Genomic DNA, 17,890 nt, shown 5'->3' with positions numbered 1-17,890 from the left:
AGTTACCCGGGTTCGCCCGGCGCATTCTCGCCGCGACTGATGAAGCCGATCGTCGTTGTCTCGTCGGAGAGATTGATCGCGTCCCGCAGAGCCGCAAGATGCGGTGCCTTCCAGGTATCGGGTTTCCGGTCGACATTCCAATAGGCGGTGTGGGTGAAGAAGTCCGCACCGCCGGCCAATCTCGTCGAGACCGGGAGGTCAACGATGTGCCGGCCGAAGATCGGGGCTAACGGTCCACCGATCACGTCGCCCCAGAAGATCTGTTCGATCGGGAAATAGATATTGGTCCAGCGCGTTAACCCGAACAGCGCACCGTGGTGGATCTGCCGAATCTTCTTCCTCGGATTGTCGAAGGCCAACAAGCCATCCTGCTGGAGCCGCTTCGGCGGACAGGTCGGAAACTCGCGCTCTTCGACACGACGCCTGAAATCTGCGCGCAATCTCTCGTGTCCATCCTTCTCGGCGGTATCGGGATCCTTTGCCTCTTCGCACATCAAGAAATAAGCGTGGGATAGTGCGCTTCCGAGCGTGACGAAGTCGGTCACCAGCCAGCTCTTGAACTCCCGCTGTTCGACAGGCCGCCTGACGGTCACGTCGGCGATGTTTGCGATCAACTGCCGTGCCTTGCGGCGAAGCTCCACTTTCTCCTCATGGGTGGCCACTTTCTCGGGCTGCCACGGCGCACCATCGACGTCCAAAAACTCCTGGCCGAGCAACGTGACAGGCGGCAACTCGTCGCAAATCCTGCTGAAATAGGCCCGCAGCATATCGTAGGCGACGACAGTGCCTAGGCTGTGAGCGACAACGACAATGCGGTCGTATCGGCCGCTTTCATGCAGACGCGCCAGCGTGTCTACGGCCTCTTTCCGGATGGCCCGACGAACGGCGACATTGGCCGGTGAGCCGCGGAAATAACGCGCGGCATCGCCGAGATAGGGCTGGAGGAACGCACCGTTGGCGGCGAGATAGATGCCGATCACACCAAATGCGATCGGAGCGCTCCAGGGCGAATTCAATCCCCAGGGCCAAGCCTTGAGCACCGTTTCGGCCAGTGATCTGTCGTACCAGTACTGATCGGCCCAGATGAAGGCAAGGGACATGAGTAGCGAGACCGCGAGTGTACGCCAGAACGCGCGCAATCCTTGCTGTCCCATCACAAGGTACGTCGTCAGCAACGCATACAAGGTCGGAAGACCAATCAGCGTCAAGATCTCGGCGCCGTCGAGGAATCCGTTTCCGCCGGGGAAAGTACCCTCAAGCCAAAGATAGCCGAGGCCAGCGGCGAAACCCGCGACGCAGAAGGCAGCCAGCCACGGGACGAGACGAAGAGCCTGCCATTTGAGTGCGACGCAAAGGCCGAACACAAGACTGCATAGAATTAGAAGCAAGGGCGCAATCAGGATATTTTGCGCGCTGGTTTGCGAGAACAGCAACACGCCCCTGATTGCCAGCACGGCAAACGAGAGGTTCATCAGGCACAGAAAGATGGACGCGGTCCACCAGAGCGCATTGAGTCCGGTTCTCATGACCGGCCCCTTGCGGCACAACTCGTAGAGCCAGAGCAGCACGGCGACCGCCTTGGTTTCGCTCATGAGATGAGCCCAGTAGAGCTCGTGAAAATCGGCCACGCGCTTGTCCGCCGATCCCGGCACCTCGCTGGTCGTCATCACCGTCAGATCGATGTCGACGCCGCTCTTCTCCGGATGCGTCCAGAGCTTGTTGGCTTTGTCGTCGGGATTGCCTTCGTTGTGCCAAACGCCGCGGATGACGCCGCGTACAGTTTCCAGCGCGCGCTGGCTGCCGATACCGTGAACTACCAGAATTGCGGTTCGCTTGTGCTCTACACCCGGGTCGATGTTCGGCATGGGGAAATTCCTCGAAGAATGGATTGAAGAGAATGCGAAATTTGAATACAACCTTGGCACGAAAAACAAGGCGGTTCGGATCCGATGACTTAGCGATCTTCGTCACAAAAGTCGCGCAACCGGAGACAAGGTGGCATCCGGAATCCGCGTGCGCTGCGGAAGGTATGCGCCGGCCCGGCTTCAGCACTCTTCGCGAACGTGCTAGAGCCCGCCCATGACCTCCCTCCCCTCCTCCGTCGACGTCGCGATCATCGGCGCCGGTGCCGCCGGCCTCGGCGCAGCGCATGCGCTGCATGGCTCCCGCCTCTCGGTGATCGTGCTGGAGGCGCGTGACCGGCTCGGCGGCCGGGCCTGGACGGTGCAGGCCTCACCCGAGGTGACGTTCGACGTCGGCTGCGGCTGGCTGCATTCGGCCGACAAGAACTCTTTCGTGCCGATCGCGCGACAGCTCGGTTTCGAGCTCAACAAGGACCTGCCGCCCTGGCGCGAGCGGGCCTACGGCAATGCCTTTCCGGAAAGCGAGCGCGACGATTTCATGCGCGCAATGGACGCGTTCTATGAGCGTCTGTGGGAAGCGGCGCAAACAGGTAAGGACGAGGCCGCGAGCTCGCATTTGGAGCCCGGTAATCGCTGGAATCCGATGATCGACGCGATCTCGACCTATATCAACGGCTGCGAGCTGAAAGATATGTCGACGCTGGACTGGGAAGCCTATGAGGACACCAACTTCAATTGGCGCGTCCGCCGCGGCTATGGCGCGCTGATTGCGGCCTATGGTGCGCCCTGCCCGGTGGCGCTGAATTGCAATGTCGCGCTGATCGATCATTCGGACAAACGCGTCCACATCGAGACGTCGCGGGGCGCGCTGACCGCGGACAAGGCGATCGTCACCGTGCCGACCAATCTCATCGCGGAAGAAGCCATCCGCTTCTCGCCGCCGCTCCCCGCAAAGGTGAACGCAGCGGCGGGCCTGCCGCTCGGCGTCGACGATAAGGTGACGCTGGCCCTCGATGACGCCGAGACCTTTCCGACAGAAGGCAATCTACGCGGCGCCACCATGCGCACGGAGATGGGCACCTATCACATCCGCCCGTTCGGCCAGCCCTGCATCGAGGGCTTTTTCGGCGGCAGCTTTGCCCGCGCGCTGGAAGATGCCGGCGACGGTGCCATCGCCGCCCAAGCCATCAGCGAGATCGCGGGTTTTCTCGGCAACGATATCCGCCGCAAGCTGAAGCCGCTGTATGAATCGCGTTGGGCCCGCGATCCCTTTGCGCGGGGGTCGTATTCGCATGCGCTGCCCGGCCATGCCGGCGACCGTGCCGTGCTGGCTGCGCCGGTGGATGCACGTCTGTTCTTCGCGGGCGAGGCGACGTCGCCGACCTTCTTCACGACCGCGCATGGTGCACGGGACAGCGGCGAGCGGGCGGCGAAGGAAGTGCTGGCGGCTCTGGGCAAGCCTTAGCTGCAAGCTCCGTCATTGCGGGCTACTCGATCACTCGCGCTCGCAAATCCGCATCTGGCACGAAGCAGGCGTCATACTTTCCGAAGATGCGATAGCGGTTGCGCGCGACGAGGCTGTAGACCGCATCCCGCAGCGGCTTCGGCAACACGAATAATGCGCGCACCCAGCGCCAGCCTGGGAGTTGCGACAGCACCGTCAGCACAGCATCCGACTTCATGAACACCTCGCCGCCGTGGACAACCGCGTTGGTGTCGGGATCATCGGGGTCGATGCCGAACGTGCGCGCGAGCCGGGCGCCATAATCCGACTGGATCGGCGTGAACCGAAACTGCCTCGCCGTGTCGCGCTTGGCGACGAAGCGGACCCAGCGTGAGCAGAAGATGCAGACGCCGTCGAACAGAATGACGTCGTCCTCAGGCCATTTGGGCATCAGACTCTCTTTTTGACGCGTTTTCTTCACGCGAACCGGAATCCACTTCGCTCGAAAACGCTATCGGTTATCCAGCATCAGGAGCGCGACGACCATCAAGACGATCGCCGGCCCGGTCTTCACCAGCGCGCCAAGCGGCTCGATCCAGAGGTCGGGCGTCAGGATCGCCGCGCCCAGCATATAGCCGAGCGAAGCGAAAATACCCGCGACCAAGCCGATCGCAGCCGTTCGGCGGAAGGCGATCAAGACACCGATGCTCATGTCCATCAGGCTGGTGCCGATGGTGATGGGATCAACCAGCGCGGGCGGAAAGTTGTGCGCGGTCAAAATGCCGGCGGCGGCACCGTAGGACACGAACAAGGCGATGAAACCGGAGACGACCCAGAACGCGACCAGGCTTGCGAAAATCAGCGCCTTGACCAGGAACAGGCGCGCGAACCATTTGTCCTGGATGCTGGCAGGATGGCGTCCGATCGCCTCAGCCAGATGCTTCGGCGCGATACCCGTCGCGGCGCTCCACGCTGACGGATCGCCAGTCACGCCGCGACGCAGCTCGGCAATGGCGGTCGAGCGCATCGGCGGCGTCCAGCCGAGATAGCAGGCGACATCGCCGAGTTTCACGCCGAGATCGAGCAGGAAGCGGGGCATCGCGATGCGCGGCCAGCCGTCCGTGCCGAACGCATGGCGAAACGGCTTGATGACGCCGGCCATGGTGATCGGTTCGGCCTGCATCAGGTCCCAGCTCACCGCCCTCAACGAGGCATCGTCGATGTCGCGCGCGGCGAGCCAGGCGATGGTCGCCGTAATATCCTCGATCGCCACGGGCTGAAATGGCGTTGCCATGTCCTTGGCCGGCAAATCGATCGGAAAGGCTGCAAGCGCGCGGAGCATGGCGCTACCGCCATAGGCTGACGGTGCGACCACGAAGCCGGGCCGCAGGATGGCATGAGGAATGCCGCTAGCCCCGATCAGGCGCTCGGCCTCGCGTTTGGTCGTAGCGAAGGCGGTGCGGTCCGCCTCCGCGGAGCCGGGGATCGAGATGTGCACCAGCCGGATTGCGCGGCCGCTGCCGCCGATCGCCCGAAGCAGTCGCGCGACGAAATCGCGATGCACCGCGCTCGTGTTGCTGCCGGGGCCATCCTGGAGCACGCCGAGACAGTTCACGACGACGTCTACCGCGTGCTCGCTGAGGAGACGCGTCAGCGCGGCCGTGTCGAGGATGAGGATCGGCAGCTCGATGTCCAGCGCGCTCATCCTCTGCGCCGGCGACAGGCTCCGCGCCACGCCGACGACGCGAAAGCCCCGCGTGCGCAGATCGTCGGTGACGAAGCGGCCGATCAGGCCGGAGGCGCCGAGCACCAAAACGGTTCGCTCACTCATCGCTTCTCTCAAAACGGTTTCGCGATCATCAGCCACAGGATGGCCATCGTCGCGCCGAAGCCGGGGAAGCCGAACGCGAACCAGCGGCGGAATAGCACGAAATAGCGCTGTGGGAGCGCACTGCGCTGCGCAGCAGCCTTGCGCGCGAGGTCGCGCATTTCGATCTGCATGAACACGACCGGCACCCAGAACAAGCCGGCAATCGCGTAGAGCGCGAGTGAGGCCAGCAGCCAGCGCTCCGTGATCGAGGTCGCCGACAGCATCATCAGCACGCCGCCGCTGACCGGCTGGAGGATCACGGCCGACAGCGTGAAGATCGCATCCGCGATGACCACGACTGAAGCGGTGCGGGCGATGAACTCCGGGTCCTGCGTGCGATGCGCCATCAGCATGAAGAAGGCGATGCCGGTCCCGGTGCCGAGAATGACGATGGCGCCGAGGACGTGTACAAATTTGAACAGGAAATACAGCGTCATGGCTTCTTGGTCGCCATAGGCTTGGGCGGGTTCAGCGCCCGCGCGAGCTCGCCGCTGGCGGCTTTGACGCCGGCTTCGGTTTCGATCATCCAATGGCCTTCGCTGTCGACGGCCGGCAGCGGGCGAAACTCAGCCTTGCCGCCCGTGCCGCGAAACGCATCGACGAGTTTCTGCGAGAATGCCGGCGCGAAATAGCTGTCATTGGGCGCAACGAGCCAGGTGACGGGAATGCGCGCGGTCTTGCCGAATTCCGCTGCGGCGGCGAGCAGGGTGTGCGGCGCGCAGATTCGGTTCGGCTCATCATTGGCATGGCCGCCGCGTCCCGGTGCAAACACGGTGATGGCGGAGATCACCTTCGGATCGGCACCGGCGAGCGCCAGCGCACCCCACCCGCCGGCGGAATGGCCGATCACGATCGCGCCATCCTTGCGGATGAAATCCTGCTTTTGCAGCTGGACCAGCGCCAGTTTGATTGCGTCGGCCGTTGCGCGGCCCGAGCGCGTGTAGTCGGGCTCGCCGCAGCCGCCCTGATCCTCGAGGTAGCGGCCGCCGGTGGCACCATGGCCTGGCCGCTCCGGCACCAGCACGGCAAAGCCGCGCGCGACGAGATAGCCGGCGAGCGGGCGGTATTCCGGCTGCGGCATTTGCACCCGACGTAGCGTGTTCTGCGTCGAGGCGTGTGCGATCACCGCGAGCCGGAACGGACCTGGGCCCGAGGGGCGAAACAGCAGGGCATGCGCAGCAAGATCGGTATCCGGCGTTGGCACGCGCCATTCCTGCCGACGAAACGGTTCGCCCTCCTCTCCCGATGGACCGAACCTGACCTCTGCGGACAGAGGCGGCGCGGTCAGCAAGGCCAGCAGAGGCAGGAGCGCGATGGTATTGAGGAGCCGCATGAATTTGCCGAGGGCGAACAAGAACAGCGACAGGCACACTAGTAGGAACGAATCACAATGAGCGGACTTTCTGCGGTGCCCATTGCCGTTCCTTCGTTGCCGCAAGCAACAGGAGTTTTGCACCGACGGCACGCACGCAGGTGCCCTCGGAGTTGCCGTCCTGTCTTTTTTCGGCACAACTCGGTTGAAATACTGATGCAGAAAGTCCACAGGTTAACCGATAATTAACGATAGGTCTTGCCGCCGGCGCGGCGACTTGGTTTGATCGCGTCCATGAGCACAACCCTGATCGAGGTCCGGCCGGCCAAAGCCGCAGATGCAACTGCGGTGGCGTCGACCCATGACGAAGCCTGGCGTTCGGCCTATCAGGGCATCATTCCCGGCGCCGAGCTGGAGAAGCTGATCAACCGCCGCGGTCCGCAGTGGTGGGACAGCGCGATCCGCAAGGGCAGCCGTGTCAGCGTGCTGGTGTTCGGTGACAAGATCGCCGGCTATGCCAATTACGGCCGCAACCGGGCCCGCAGCCTGCATTTCGACGGCGAGATCTACGAGCTTTATCTGCGGCCCGAGTTTCAGGGCCTCGGCTTCGGCCGCCGCCTGTTTGCCGCCGCCCGCCGCGACCTGATGCAGAGCGGGCTGAAGAGCATGGTGGTGTGGGCGCTCTCGGACAACGATCCCGCTACCGAGTTCTACCGCGCCCTGGGTGGTCGCATGGTGGCGCGCTCGTCGGAGCGTTTCGGACCGAAGGCGCTCGACAAGGTTGCCTTCGCTTGGACCAATTGAGCTGCTGAAACCCTAGCCGGGCAGCGTTCCCATCCGTCGATACCGCAGGCCGCTTGCGCCGGTGATCGCCGGATTCATTATTTCACAAAAACGCGATGGATCAGCGGGCCAAGCCCGCGTATGACAGCGCCAAAATCGCTGCCGGGCGCGATTTATCCTCGGCAACAACGGAGCCTTGAATGCGTATCGATGCGGTCTCGATCGGAAAGAACGTCCCCCACGACGTCAATGTCATCATCGAGGTCCCCGTGGGCGGCGAACCGATCAAGTACGAGATGGACAAGGAGGCCGGCACGCTGGTGGTCGACCGCTTCCTCTACACGCCGATGCGTTACCCCGGCAATTACGGCTTCATCCCGCATACGCTGTCGGATGACGGTGACCCCTGCGACGTGCTGATCATCAACACCCGCGCCATCATCCCCGGCGCCGTCATGAGCGTGCGTCCGGTCGGGGTGCTGTTCATGGAGGACGAAGCCGGCGGCGACGAGAAGATCCTGGCGGTGCCGTCGTCCAAGCTGACGCAGCGCTACGACAAGGTGAAGTCGTATTCCGATTTGCCTGACATCACGCTGCAGCAGATCCAGCACTTCTTCGAGCACTACAAGGATCTCGAAAAAGGCAAGTGGGTGAAGATCCTGCGCTGGGGCGGCCCGGAGGAAGCGCACCAGCTGATCCAAGAAGGCATCGAGCGCGAGAAGAAGAAGAAGGGCTGATCCGCACGGTCATTCCGGGGCACGCGTCAGCGCGAACCCGGAATCCAGAGGTCGGGGCGCGAGATTCCGGGTTTGGCTCTGCGAGCCGCCTCGGAATGACGCTCAACTACACCGCCGGCTTCGGCAGGCCGGCGATCGCGCAGGCCGCGCGGAGCGTGTTCACCAACAGGCACGCCACCGTCATCTGGCCGACACCGCCCGGCACCGGCGTGATCGCGCCGGCAACGGCAAGCGCTTCCTGATAGGCGACATCGCCGACGAGGCGCGTCTTGCCGTCCTCCTTCGGGATGCGATTGATGCCCACATCGATCACGGTCGCACCCGGCTTCAGCCAGTCGCCGCGCACCATCTCTGGCCGGCCCACCGCCGCATAGACAAGATCCGCTTTCTTCACGAGGCCAGGCAGGTCGCGCGAGCGCGAATGCGCGATCGTCACCGTGGCGTTCTCGTTCAGCAGCAATTGCACGAGCGGGCGGCCGACCAGGTTGGAGCGGCCGATGACGATGGCGTTCATGCCTTCGAGCGAGGCGTGCACGCTTTTGGTCAGGATGATGCAGCCGAGCGGGGTGCAGGGCGACAGCGCCTCGAAGCCGCCGGCGAGCCGGCCGGCATTGTTCGGATGCAGCCCGTCGACATCCTTGGCGGGGTCGATGGCGTTGATGACCGCTTCGGTGTTCAGCCCCTTCGGCAACGGCAATTGCACGAGAATGCCGTGCACGGCGGGATCGCGGTTGAGCTTTGCCACCAGCGCAAGCAGGTCTGCCTGGGAGACGTCGGCCGGCAGCTTGTGCTCGAACGAGGCCATGCCCGCGGCCTGGGTCTGGGTGTGTTTTGAACGGACATAGACTTCGCTGGCGGGGTCGTTGCCGACCAGGACCACTGCAAGGCCCGGCACCAGATTGTGCTCGCGCTTGACGCGGGCGACCTCCTCGGCGACGCGGCCACGGAGCTCCGCCGCAATGACTTTTCCATCGATGATATCAGCGGTCATGTCCGTTCTCTCAATCTGTCGGTTTGGCCGATGTGAGCTGGCGCAGGGTTTCGCCGAGACGCGCCGGATCGCCGTCGACCGCGATCTGCTTCAGCCGCGACGTGGCTCCGGATAGCAATTTTACATTGCTCTTGGGCACGCCGAGCGATTTCGCCAGCAGCGCCAGCACGGCCTTGTTGGCCTCGCCGCCATCGGCAATGGCGCGCACCCGCACCTTGAGCACGCTGCGGCCATCCGAAAGCTGCTCGATCCCGTCGATGTCGTCGCGGCCGCCGCGCGGCGTCACCCGCAGCGCGATGCTGATTCCTGCGGCCGAGTAGCGCCAAGGGTCCTTAGGGCAAGGCTCCTGACAACAAGGCTCCTTGTTGGCAACCAAGGCGCTCCCGCCCGCTTAGACCACGTTCGGGTAGATGTAGTACAGGATCACCCGCTCGATGAACATGATGATCAGGATCAGGATGATCGGCGAGATGTCGAGACCGCCGAGGCTGGGCAGGAAATTGCGAATCGGCGCCAGCAGAGGCTCGGTGATCCGGTAGAGGAACTCCGCCACCGCCGACACGAACTGGTTACGCGTGTTCACCACGTTGAAGGCGATCAGCCAGGACAGGATCGCGGAGGCGATCAGCAGCCAGACGTAGAGGTCGAGCACGATGATGACGATGTCGAGAACGGCACGCATGGCTTATGAGGCCTCTGGCTTTTGGAAACTCTGGCTCGGTCGGGATTGACGCCCCGTTTGCTAGATATCGGTTCCGTCAGGCCCAAACAAGGGAAGTCGGCACCCTGAGAGCTAAAACCGGGTTACGCCCGTCCTTGACTTGACCTTGGCGGGGACTTAAATGGCGCCCGGTTGTCGGCCGCGTTCACCAGAGCGGCCAGCAAAGGGGCCATAGCTCAGCTGGGAGAGCGCGTCGTTCGCAATGACGAGGTCGGCGGTTCGATCCCGCCTGGCTCCACCAGCCTTCGCTCGCTTCGCGAGCTACGGCTAGGCAAGCCAGCCGTGCTCTCTCGTAGCGAAGTGAGCGAAGGCTGTCCCGCCATAGCCCGAAGGGCGACGGCGGACCCTCTCCGTGAACTCCCCCTACCTCCCCGTAAACCTTGGCGGCCGCTTCTCCATGAAGCTCGCCACGCCCTCCCTGAAATCACTCCCGTTCAGCGCCACCATCATCTCCCTGTTGGCCTCGATCGTCGCCTCGGCCAGCGTCTGGAACGGCACCTCGTAGAGCTGGCGCTTGATCACGGCCATCGCGCTCGGCGAGACGAAATCGGCGAGATCGCGCGCGTAAGTATACGTCTCTTCACGCAGCTTCTCCGGCGGACAGAGCCGGTTGACCAGCCCGATCCGCAGTGCCTCCTCGCTCGACACGCGCCGCGCCGAGAGCAGCAGATCCAGCGCATTGGCGTGGCCGACGATGCGCGGCAGCATCCAGCTGATGCCGTGCTCGGCGATCAGGCCGCGCCGCGCGAAGGCGGTGGTGAACACGGTGTTGTCGGCGGCAAAGCGAAGGTCGCAATAGAGTGCATGCACCAGTCCAATGCCTGCCGTCGCGCCGTTCAGCATGGCGATCACAGGCTTCTTGATGGAAGGATAATAGCCGTACCGCGTCTGCCAGTCTGGCCGGCGATTCATGTCGAACGGCGGCAGGTTCGAGGCGCGCCTGACGTCGTTGGGATCGAGGCCCTTCAGCGCATCCATGTCGGCGCCGGCGCAGAAGGCGCGGCCCGCGCCGGTGAGGACGATGACGCGGACATTGTCGTCGGCGCTCGATGCCTCCATCGCGTTGCGCACGTCGCGCTCCATGACCGGCGTCCATGCATTCATGCGATCGGGGCGGTTGAGCGTGATGGTCGCGATCTTGTCGCTCACCTCATAGAGAATGTGTTCGTAGGCCATGACGCTCTCCCTTGTTTGCCGGCACGCGTTCGCACGCGCTCGTTAGAAGCGAGCCTAGCATACCCCGGGATGGGAGAAGGACTTGCGCCAAGGACCTGCGCCAAGGACTTGCGCCAAGGACTTGCGCCAAGGACTTGCGCGAAGCCGCGATCACTCGGCGGCTTGCGCCAGCATCGGCCGGCGCTCCAACCAGCCGTCGAGGAAATGATCGAGCCAGGCGCGTTCGGCGACATCGTAGACGGCGCGATCCGCGAAATGATGATGCCGCTGCCGTGCACCGGGCGCGCTGAATCCGTCATAGCCGCGCGTGGTCCAGCGGCACATCATCGCATAGGTCACATCGGGGTGGAACTGCACGCCGAAAGCATTGCCCGTGCGGAACGCCTGCACCGGGAAATCATCGCCTTCGGCGAGTAAGTCGGCGCCTCCAGGCAGCTCAAAGCCCTCGCGATGCCAGTGATAGACCTGCGCCGGCCAGTGCGGGCAGAGCGCGCGGCCCGCGGCGGTCGGCCTGATCGGGTAGTACCCGATCTGCGTCAGCGCCTGCGCATGCGGCGCGACACGGGCCCCGAGCTGCATCGCCAGCATCTGCGCCCCTAAGCAGATGCCGAGCAACGGGCGCTGCTCGCGGAGCGGAATTTCGATCCAGTCGATCTCACGGCGAATGTAGTCGTCGGAATCATTGGCGCTCATCGGCCCGCCGAAGATCACGGCCCCGGCATGCTGATCGAGCGTCTCGGGCAGGGGATCGCCGAAGCGAGGACGGCGGATGTCGAGGCGGTGGCCGAGCGCGCGCAACGCATTGCCGACGCGGCCGGGTGTCGAGCATTCCTGATGCAGGACGATCAGAACCGGCAGCCGGGTTTCAGCGGCGGCGACGCTCGCCGCCCTCTGTGGGAAGGCGACCACCTCTGCGCCACCAAACCTGTCCGTCCGGAACGACATGGCCTCTGCGAGTGCTATCGGTTCAGACCGCCAGCATAGCTAAGCGATGGTTAACATCGTGTGAGTCTGCGCACACACGCGCACGTCTGGAAGCAAGCTCCGGGCCACTACGGACGCGGGCGGCGGCGTTCAGCGCCGCTGCCGCTGGAACCGGCTAGTGGCCGCCAGGATGAAGCCGCGCGGGAAGAAGCGCAGCGCGAACGGCACAATCTTGTTGCCGAGGCCGGGCAGCACTGCCCGTTTGTTGGCCATCAGGCCGCGATACGCCTCCCGCGCGACTTCGGCGGCAGAGACGTTCAGCATGGCCGTATCATGTTGCGATCCAACGCCGGCGCGGGCCTGGAATTCCGTGGGCACCGGGCCCGGGCAAAGCACGGTGACGCGGACGCCGCGGGGAGCGAGCTCCGCCCGCAATGCTTCGGTGAAGGAGATCACATAGGCCTTGGACGCGTAGTACACGGCCATGCCGGGGCCGGGCAGGAAGCCTGCGACCGAGCCGACATTGAGAAGACCGCCCTTGTTCCGGATGAGCTGATCGGCGAAGCGCAGCGACAGATCCGTCAGGGCGCGGACGTTGACATCGACGATACCGAGCTGCGCGACGCGATCGCGCTCGATGGCATCGCCGAATACGCCGAAGCCGGCATTGTTGACGAGATGATCGAGCTCGACGCCTTCGGCGGCAAGTTCCGCGGCGATCCTCTCACCGGCATGCGGGTCCTCGAGATCGCAGGCGATCACGATCGGCTTCTTGCCACCCTTGGCGGCGATCTCGTTCGCGAGCGCTTCGAGCCGATCCACCCGTCTCGCCGTCAATGCGAGGCGATGTCCATTGGTGGCAAACACACGCGCCAGCTCCATCCCGATGCCCGCCGAGGCACCGGTGATCAACGTTACCCGCTCATTCACGATCGAAGTCTCTTGAATTGAAGTCTGTGGTCCCGGCAATACCAGAACGAGAGCATAAGCCGTGCGCGCCAGGCAAGCGGCGCTGGCAGCATGGCTGCTTGTGAGAGCGACAGTGGAAGCAGGAAAGACCGGTATTTGCAGTCGAATCCGCAGAAGCGGGGGACCGCCGGGCTTATATTAAAGTTTCGTCATGTGGCTCGCAGGCCAGGCAATCCGCCGGGGACCGGTCCGACGGCGCGATCCTTGACCTGGCCACCGGCACGCTCCGCAATGGCGTGCTTCAGCTCGATCCGGTCACGCTGGGAGATGCCGAGCAGGTCGGACGCGCGCCAGACCACATTGTCCTCGAACTCGCTGACCTCTCCGTCAGCATAGACCAGCTCCCACATCATCTGCACGATCCGCTTGCGACCCGCTTCGTCGAGCGAGCGCATGATGACGCTGGTGAAGTGATAGAGGTCGACGGCCTCGCCCTCGACCTGGGTGGCGTCGGCGATGAGACGGTCGGCGGTGCCGCGGTCGAGCCCGAAATGGTTTTCGATCAGGCTGTGCAGCTTGCGCTGCTCGGCCGCGCTCGGCTGGCCGTCCAGCGAGACCACATGGACCAGCAGCGCGGTCGCGGCCAGCCGATAATCGCTGTCGCCGAATGCGCGGTCCTGGGCTTGGGGACCGACAATGTCGGCGATGAATTGGCGCAAGCCGTCGAGCATGGGTCCTACCGAGATCGATGACGCCGCAAGGAGCGCGGCCGTTACCACCACTATATGAGCAGGAAACCCAACCGGCGCAACGTGCGTCAGTTCCGCGCGCGTATTACGTTTCGGCAATCTGTTCACCGTCATTCCGGGGCGATGCGCCAGCATCGAACCCGGAATGACGAATGATGCCTCACGGTATCTCGTACACCACCATCTTGTCGGCGATGCCACGGAGCGCGGCCTGCTTCTGGATCGGCTTGATGGCGCGCTGCTTGAGCACCTCGGCGACTGCGGGAGCGTCCAGCACCGGGCCGGTGATGTGGATCTCCTGCGCGGTCGACAGGCTCTGCACGCGGGCGGCGATGTTGACGGTCTGGCCGAAATAATCCTGCCGCTCGTTGAGCATGACTGCGAGGCAGGGGCCTTCGTGGATCCCGATCTTGAGAATGAGGTCGTTGGCGCCGCGCTGCTTGTTCAATTCGTCCATCGCCGCGCGCATGCGCAGTCCCGCGGTGATGGCGTGCTCGGGCCTGACGAAGGTCGCCATCACGGCATCGCCGATCGTCTTCACGACCGCACCCTTCTCGGCGGCGATGATCTCCAGCAGCGCGCGAAAATGCGCCCGCACGAGATCGAAGGCATTGAGGTCGCCGACCCGCTCATACAGCGCCGTCGAACCCTTCAGGTCGGTGAACAGGAACGTCAGGGACGTGATCTTCAGTCGCTGGTCGACATTGAGGTTGTCGGCCTTGAAGACGTCGCGGAACGTCTGGTTGGACAGCATGCGCTTGGCGGTCAGGATCGGCTTGCGCTTGCCGATCATCTCGTGCAACGCGTGGTCGGCAATCCAGACCGAGGGCAATACGCGACTGTCCGATTGGTTCTCGAGCATGAGACGCAACGGTCCGGGGCGCATCACGGTGGTCCCCGTCGGCGCCTCCAGCTTGTTGAACATGATCGACAGCTGCTGACGCTCGCTGGTCGGCTCACCCTGAACGTCCAGGAAATGGGCGGAATGGGTGACCGGCTCGAACACGATGATGAACTGGCTCGGCAGATTGAGTGAGAGGATCGCCTTCTCGCCGGCGGGCAATTCGAGGGCTTCGAGCGTTACCTGGTTGATCAGGCGGGAAAAGGATTCGTCGTTGATGTCGACGCCTGAGCTCCAGAACATCTGCCGCACATACTCCCAGATCGGCAACGTGTCGGGATCATGAGCACCGATGCGGCGGACCCGCGGGCTGACGGTGAAGGCCACTTCGACCATCTCGTCGACGGAGGCCTCGTATCCGGCGGCGCAGAGCGCGCAATTGTAGTCGTCGTGCTTCAACGACTTCAGTGTGGCGTGCGCGCCCAGCACGCCTCCGCAGCCGGGACACAGCACGTTCCAGCTCATGTCGAACAGGCCGAGCCGCGAGGCGTGCAGGAAGCCGGAAATGACCTTCTCCTGGTCGAGCCCGGTCCGGTCGGCAAAATCCAGCGCATTGATCCGGTTGAGATCGCGATCATGACCGTTGGCGATCAGCTGCGCGATGGCCTCCACCACAACGGGATCGGCGGTCTGCTTCAGAACGGAGAATTGGGCCTGGATGTCGCTCATGGCGAAACTCTATGTAGGCTGGATCACGCCAGCGGCCAGACGCGAGCCTGTCACCGACGCGTGATGCGGAACAGGGGTGAATGGTCCGGCTGGGTGGTGACGACGCCGAGCGGAATTACGGGGGTCGCGGGGTCGGCAAGCTCGATTCGGTACGCTCCGATCAGCCGCGCCAGCGCCAGCACGGATTCGGCTTGGGCAAACGGTGCGCCGATGCAGACGCGCGGACCTGCACCGAATGGCAGGTAAGCAAAACGGTCCGGCGCCTCCTGTGACATGAAGCGCTTTGGAATGAAAGCGTTCGGCTGATCCCACAGCTTCTCGTGCCGGTGCAAGAGCCAGGGCGCGATCATGATGATATCGCCCTTGCCGATCTCGACGCCCGCCGCATTGTCCCTATCGCGCGCGGCACGCGCGACCAGGAAGGCCGGCGGATAGAGCCGCATGGTTTCGTCGATCACCGCGCGGGTGAATTTCTGGCGATCGATGTCGGCCATGCTGTCGAGATGCTCGCCGCGGGTCTCGGACGCCACCTCCTCCTGCGTATCGCGATCGAGCGCGAGCAGGTAGAGCGCCCAGAACAGCGCCGTCGCCGTGGTCTCATGACCGGCGAGAATCATGGTCGCGACCTCGTCGACCAGCTGCTCGTCGGAGAAGCCCTGGCCCGTCTCGGGATCGCGTGCCTCGTCCATGAGATCGAACAAATCGCGCGGCGGCGCACCGTCCTTCTTGCCCGCCTTACGCCGCTCGGCGATCAGCATGGCCACGAACTCGGTCCAGCGCTTGCGGAAACGGGCGCGGGCAAAATCCATCGGGCTCGGCCAGGACACCGGCAGCACCATGTCGAGGAAGTACGGACGCCCCAACCGCGCGGCATATTCCATGATGAAGTTGCGCAGGGTTGCGCCGTGCTGGTCCATGCCGAACGAGAACATCGTGCGACCGGCGATCTCGAGCGTCATGCGCTGCATGATCGCGCGCAGGTCGACCGGCTCACCGGTTTGCGCGTCCAGCTTGGCGATGGTTTCGTCGAGCACGGCCGTCATGTGCGGAACGAGGTTTGCGGTCGCGCGCGGCGTGAAGGCCGGGGCGAGCGTGCGGCGCTGAAACGTCCAGGAATGACCTTCCGCAATCAGAAGGCCGTCGCCGAGCACGGGGCGCAGCATGCGGATGCCGGCCGGCGTGCGCGTGTAGTTCTCGTAATTGCTGAGCAGCACGTGCCGGATCGCGTCCGGCTGGTTCAGGATGAAGCTATTGCGGAAGAAGAAGCGGCCAGAAATGACCTCTTCCTCGTAGGCGCGTTGACCCCAGGTCGCGATCATATTCTGCCTGATGACCGCGAGCCGGCCGAAGAACGACATATCGTCGGGCGCCCGCGGGGGAGCCGGAGGGGTGATGGGCCGACGCACGCTGGCGATATTCATGGCTCTCTCCCGCAAGATGAGACGCAGGTAAATAGCTAGTAAGTCAGCTCGGCGATAGCAATCCGGTTCTCGGACGCAGGCCAGGCGCGTGCCACAATCCGTTCTTCGCCGAATTGGGCAACGATGTTACGGCCAACCTCGCTGGCCGGAAGCCGCAGGGTGGCTGCCGCATCCGTGGGCACGCCCGGCTTGACGTCGGCCGGCTCCTTGCCGTCGAGCAACACCACGTCGCGCGGCAGGCCGAAATAGCCGCGGGGACGCGACATGATCACGACGGCGCCGGCGTCCTTGTCGGCCGGCCCGAGCGGGCGCGCGGGCCGCAGATGCACGACTTCGGACGAGCGCGGGAAGGGCGAGCGGTAGATGTGCGTCGTCGGCGCATCCGGCGAGGTCAGCACGAATTCGAGCGACCAGGCGGGATCGACCTGCGCCGGCCCCCAACGGCCATCTGAGCCTGTTGTCGAGCTGTACAGCGCACCGTCTTTGCGCTCCCCGGTATCAGGATCGACACGGAAGACATCGACGATTGCACCCGCGACCGGACGATTGGTCGGCACGCCGCCGGGCGTGCCCGTGACGAGGCCGCTCAATCTCACGCTGGTCTCCGGCACGATCGCGATGCGCGCAGGTTCGCGCCCCGCGATGAACTTGTAAATCTCCCGGAACGCGCGCAGGTGGAACGCCACCTCGCGATGGTCGAGCGCGCCGAGCACGAGATTGGTTGCGCCCTTCAGCTCCGGCCCTTCGGCGGTGACATTGGTCGGCGTGCCGGGCTTGCCGATGAAGCGGCCGTCGCTCTGCGCAAATTTGTCCATGCCATCGCTGCGCAGCGTGAGGAAGGCAACGCCCGGCGTCACCTCGCTCTCGCCTTCGTTCAGGCTGCGCAGGAACGTGCCTCGGCCGTTGAACTCGCTGTTGGGCTGGTCGTCGGTCGCGAACACGCCGTGATTGGGCGTGCCGCACAGCACGGCATGGCTGACATCGCCAGCGCCGCCGTTCCTTATGACGTTGCGGATCGCATAGCCGCCGCGTGAGCTGCCGACCAAGGCCACGCGAGGTGCGCCGGTGCGGCGCTTCAGTTCAGCGATGGCGGCAGCGAGCTCGCGGCGCTGGTCCTCGGTCGAGGAGCGACCCGCCTGCTCGACCTTGTCGTCACTACGCGCCAGGGGATTGGTGAAATTGATCGCCATCATGCGATCGCGCGCGATACCGTTGGACTCCATCCGCCACAAGGTGGTCATCCAGAGCGCGTCGTAATCGCCATTGCCGTGGACGAGCAGAATCGGCGGCAGCTCCGTGCCGGGCGCGGCGGCGGGCGCGGTCTGGGCCAGCGCGCCCGTCCGCAAGCTCGCAAGTGCGAAAGGCACGCTCGCAGCCCCTCGCAAAATCGTCCGTCGCGACAGCGTCATCAGTTCCTCCCG

At 64.2% G+C, this 17,890-nt stretch carries 18 protein-coding genes and 1 tRNA gene; 4 read left to right on the top strand and 15 right to left on the bottom strand.

What is annotated here, in order from left to right:
• Positions 1–2 precede the first annotated feature (2 nt).
• Entirely contained in the window at positions 3–1,865 is a 1,863-nt protein-coding gene (locus tag ACTEK7_RS14210) for an exosortase/archaeosortase family protein (protein WP_225148236.1), read from the bottom strand.
• 214 nt (positions 1,866–2,079) lie between these two features.
• On the opposite strand from ACTEK7_RS14210, the gene ACTEK7_RS14205 reads away from it, so the two are divergent.
• Positions 2,080–3,327, top strand: coding sequence for a flavin monoamine oxidase family protein (locus tag ACTEK7_RS14205; RefSeq protein ID WP_225148235.1), 1,248 nt, complete (start codon positions 2,080–2,082; stop codon positions 3,325–3,327).
• A 22-nt stretch (positions 3,328–3,349) separates the two neighbouring features.
• Here the strand turns inward: ACTEK7_RS14205 and ACTEK7_RS14200 are convergent, their stop codons facing one another.
• From ACTEK7_RS14200 to ACTEK7_RS14185, 4 genes are read right to left on the bottom strand one after another with little or no spacing between them, the layout of a single operon-like run.
• A complete protein-coding gene (locus ACTEK7_RS14200) occupies positions 3,350–3,757 on the bottom strand; it encodes a thiol-disulfide oxidoreductase DCC family protein (RefSeq protein ID WP_036024199.1) in 408 nt (135 codons plus the stop codon).
• A gap of 60 nt (positions 3,758–3,817) precedes the next feature.
• Positions 3,818–5,137, bottom strand: a complete 1,320-nt coding sequence (locus ACTEK7_RS14195) for an SDR family oxidoreductase (RefSeq protein WP_036002855.1) — start codon at positions 5,135–5,137, stop codon at positions 3,818–3,820.
• Between the two features lie 8 nt (positions 5,138–5,145).
• Positions 5,146–5,613 carry a DUF2269 family protein gene (locus ACTEK7_RS14190; protein WP_057025834.1) on the bottom strand — a complete coding sequence of 156 codons (468 nt, stop codon included), beginning with the start codon at positions 5,611–5,613 and terminating at the stop codon, positions 5,146–5,148.
• A complete protein-coding gene (locus ACTEK7_RS14185; protein ID WP_225142340.1) occupies positions 5,610–6,509 on the bottom strand; it encodes an alpha/beta hydrolase family protein in 900 nt (299 codons plus the stop codon). The genes ACTEK7_RS14190 and ACTEK7_RS14185 overlap by 4 nt, the downstream gene beginning before the upstream one ends.
• 273 nt (positions 6,510–6,782) lie before the next feature.
• On the opposite strand from ACTEK7_RS14185, the gene ACTEK7_RS14180 reads away from it, so the two are divergent.
• Both ACTEK7_RS14180 and ppa read left to right on the top strand, forming a co-directional pair.
• The gene (locus ACTEK7_RS14180) at positions 6,783–7,292 is read left to right on the top strand and encodes a GNAT family N-acetyltransferase (protein ID WP_024338772.1); all 510 of its coding nucleotides are present in this window, start codon (positions 6,783–6,785) and stop codon (positions 7,290–7,292) included.
• A 179-nt stretch (positions 7,293–7,471) separates the two neighbouring features.
• Positions 7,472–8,008, top strand: a complete 537-nt coding sequence (ppa, locus tag ACTEK7_RS14175; RefSeq protein ID WP_036002867.1) for an inorganic diphosphatase — start codon at positions 7,472–7,474, stop codon at positions 8,006–8,008.
• Positions 8,009–8,114: 106 nt separating this feature from the next.
• On the opposite strand, the gene folD is transcribed toward ppa, so the two are convergent.
• The 3 genes from folD to ACTEK7_RS14160 are packed head-to-tail and all read right to left on the bottom strand — an operon-like array spanning position 8,115 to position 9,681.
• Positions 8,115–8,999, bottom strand: a complete 885-nt coding sequence (gene folD, locus ACTEK7_RS14170) for a bifunctional methylenetetrahydrofolate dehydrogenase/methenyltetrahydrofolate cyclohydrolase FolD (protein ID WP_036002869.1) — start codon at positions 8,997–8,999, stop codon at positions 8,115–8,117.
• A gap of 10 nt (positions 9,000–9,009) precedes the next feature.
• Entirely contained in the window at positions 9,010–9,375 is a 366-nt protein-coding gene (locus ACTEK7_RS14165) for a DUF167 domain-containing protein (RefSeq protein WP_051056859.1), read from the bottom strand.
• 15 nt (positions 9,376–9,390) lie between these two features.
• The gene (locus ACTEK7_RS14160; RefSeq protein WP_036002872.1) at positions 9,391–9,681 is read right to left on the bottom strand and encodes a YggT family protein; all 291 of its coding nucleotides are present in this window, start codon (positions 9,679–9,681) and stop codon (positions 9,391–9,393) included.
• 204 nt (positions 9,682–9,885) lie between these two features.
• On the opposite strand from ACTEK7_RS14160, the gene ACTEK7_RS14155 reads away from it, so the two are divergent.
• Positions 9,886–9,961: transfer RNA gene (locus ACTEK7_RS14155), tRNA-Ala, on the top strand.
• A 122-nt stretch (positions 9,962–10,083) separates the two neighbouring features.
• Here the strand turns inward: ACTEK7_RS14155 and ACTEK7_RS14150 are convergent.
• The 7 genes from ACTEK7_RS14150 to ACTEK7_RS14120 all read right to left on the bottom strand — a co-directional run bounded on the left by ACTEK7_RS14150 (position 10,084) and on the right by ACTEK7_RS14120 (position 17,878).
• On the bottom strand, positions 10,084–10,896 hold the full coding sequence (locus tag ACTEK7_RS14150; RefSeq protein WP_036002884.1) for an enoyl-CoA hydratase: 813 nt from the start codon (positions 10,894–10,896) through the stop codon (positions 10,084–10,086).
• 150 nt (positions 10,897–11,046) lie between these two features.
• Positions 11,047–11,841, bottom strand: coding sequence for a glutamine amidotransferase (locus tag ACTEK7_RS14145; RefSeq protein ID WP_109142003.1), 795 nt, complete (start codon positions 11,839–11,841; stop codon positions 11,047–11,049).
• Between the two features lie 129 nt (positions 11,842–11,970).
• Positions 11,971–12,750 carry an SDR family NAD(P)-dependent oxidoreductase gene (locus ACTEK7_RS14140; protein WP_225148234.1) on the bottom strand — a complete coding sequence of 260 codons (780 nt, stop codon included), beginning with the start codon at positions 12,748–12,750 and terminating at the stop codon, positions 11,971–11,973.
• A gap of 188 nt (positions 12,751–12,938) precedes the next feature.
• Positions 12,939–13,460, bottom strand: a complete 522-nt coding sequence (locus tag ACTEK7_RS14135; RefSeq protein ID WP_225148233.1) for a tellurite resistance TerB family protein — start codon at positions 13,458–13,460, stop codon at positions 12,939–12,941.
• Positions 13,461–13,638: 178 nt separating this feature from the next.
• Entirely contained in the window at positions 13,639–15,048 is a 1,410-nt protein-coding gene (locus ACTEK7_RS14130) for an adenylate/guanylate cyclase domain-containing protein (protein ID WP_225148232.1), read from the bottom strand.
• Between the two features lie 50 nt (positions 15,049–15,098).
• Entirely contained in the window at positions 15,099–16,469 is a 1,371-nt protein-coding gene (locus ACTEK7_RS14125) for a cytochrome P450 (protein WP_225148231.1), read from the bottom strand.
• Positions 16,470–16,504: 35 nt separating this feature from the next.
• Positions 16,505–17,878, bottom strand: coding sequence for a hydrolase (locus ACTEK7_RS14120; RefSeq protein ID WP_225148230.1), 1,374 nt, complete (start codon positions 17,876–17,878; stop codon positions 16,505–16,507).
• Between the last annotated feature and the right edge of the window lie 12 nt (positions 17,879–17,890).

It is taken from the genome of Bradyrhizobium sp. JHI2711 (assembly GCF_056156565.1).
This window is presented reverse-complemented; position numbering and strand designations above follow the sequence as displayed.

Coding starts and splice junctions, on each gene's coding strand:
- ACTEK7_RS14210 (WP_225148236.1), bottom strand. CDS start 1,865: ATGCCGAACATCGACCCGGGTGTAGAGCACAAGCGAACCGCAATTCTG.
- ACTEK7_RS14205 (WP_225148235.1), top strand. CDS start 2,080: ATGACCTCCCTCCCCTCCTCCGTCGACGTCGCGATCATCGGCGCCGGT.
- ACTEK7_RS14200 (WP_036024199.1), bottom strand. CDS start 3,757: ATGCCCAAATGGCCTGAGGACGACGTCATTCTGTTCGACGGCGTCTGC.
- ACTEK7_RS14195 (WP_036002855.1), bottom strand. CDS start 5,137: ATGAGTGAGCGAACCGTTTTGGTGCTCGGCGCCTCCGGCCTGATCGGC.
- ACTEK7_RS14190 (WP_057025834.1), bottom strand. CDS start 5,613: ATGACGCTGTATTTCCTGTTCAAATTTGTACACGTCCTCGGCGCCATC.
- ACTEK7_RS14185 (WP_225142340.1), bottom strand. CDS start 6,509: ATGCGGCTCCTCAATACCATCGCGCTCCTGCCTCTGCTGGCCTTGCTG.
- ACTEK7_RS14180 (WP_024338772.1), top strand. CDS start 6,783: ATGAGCACAACCCTGATCGAGGTCCGGCCGGCCAAAGCCGCAGATGCA.
- ppa (WP_036002867.1), top strand. CDS start 7,472: ATGCGTATCGATGCGGTCTCGATCGGAAAGAACGTCCCCCACGACGTC.
- folD (WP_036002869.1), bottom strand. CDS start 8,999: ATGACCGCTGATATCATCGATGGAAAAGTCATTGCGGCGGAGCTCCGT.
- ACTEK7_RS14160 (WP_036002872.1), bottom strand. CDS start 9,681: ATGCGTGCCGTTCTCGACATCGTCATCATCGTGCTCGACCTCTACGTC.
- ACTEK7_RS14150 (WP_036002884.1), bottom strand. CDS start 10,896: ATGGCCTACGAACACATTCTCTATGAGGTGAGCGACAAGATCGCGACC.
- ACTEK7_RS14145 (WP_109142003.1), bottom strand. CDS start 11,841: ATGTCGTTCCGGACGGACAGGTTTGGTGGCGCAGAGGTGGTCGCCTTC.
- ACTEK7_RS14135 (WP_225148233.1), bottom strand. CDS start 13,460: ATGCTCGACGGCTTGCGCCAATTCATCGCCGACATTGTCGGTCCCCAA.
- ACTEK7_RS14130 (WP_225148232.1), bottom strand. CDS start 15,048: ATGAGCGACATCCAGGCCCAATTCTCCGTTCTGAAGCAGACCGCCGAT.
- ACTEK7_RS14125 (WP_225148231.1), bottom strand. CDS start 16,469: ATGAATATCGCCAGCGTGCGTCGGCCCATCACCCCTCCGGCTCCCCCG.
- ACTEK7_RS14120 (WP_225148230.1), bottom strand. CDS start 17,878: ATGACGCTGTCGCGACGGACGATTTTGCGAGGGGCTGCGAGCGTGCCT.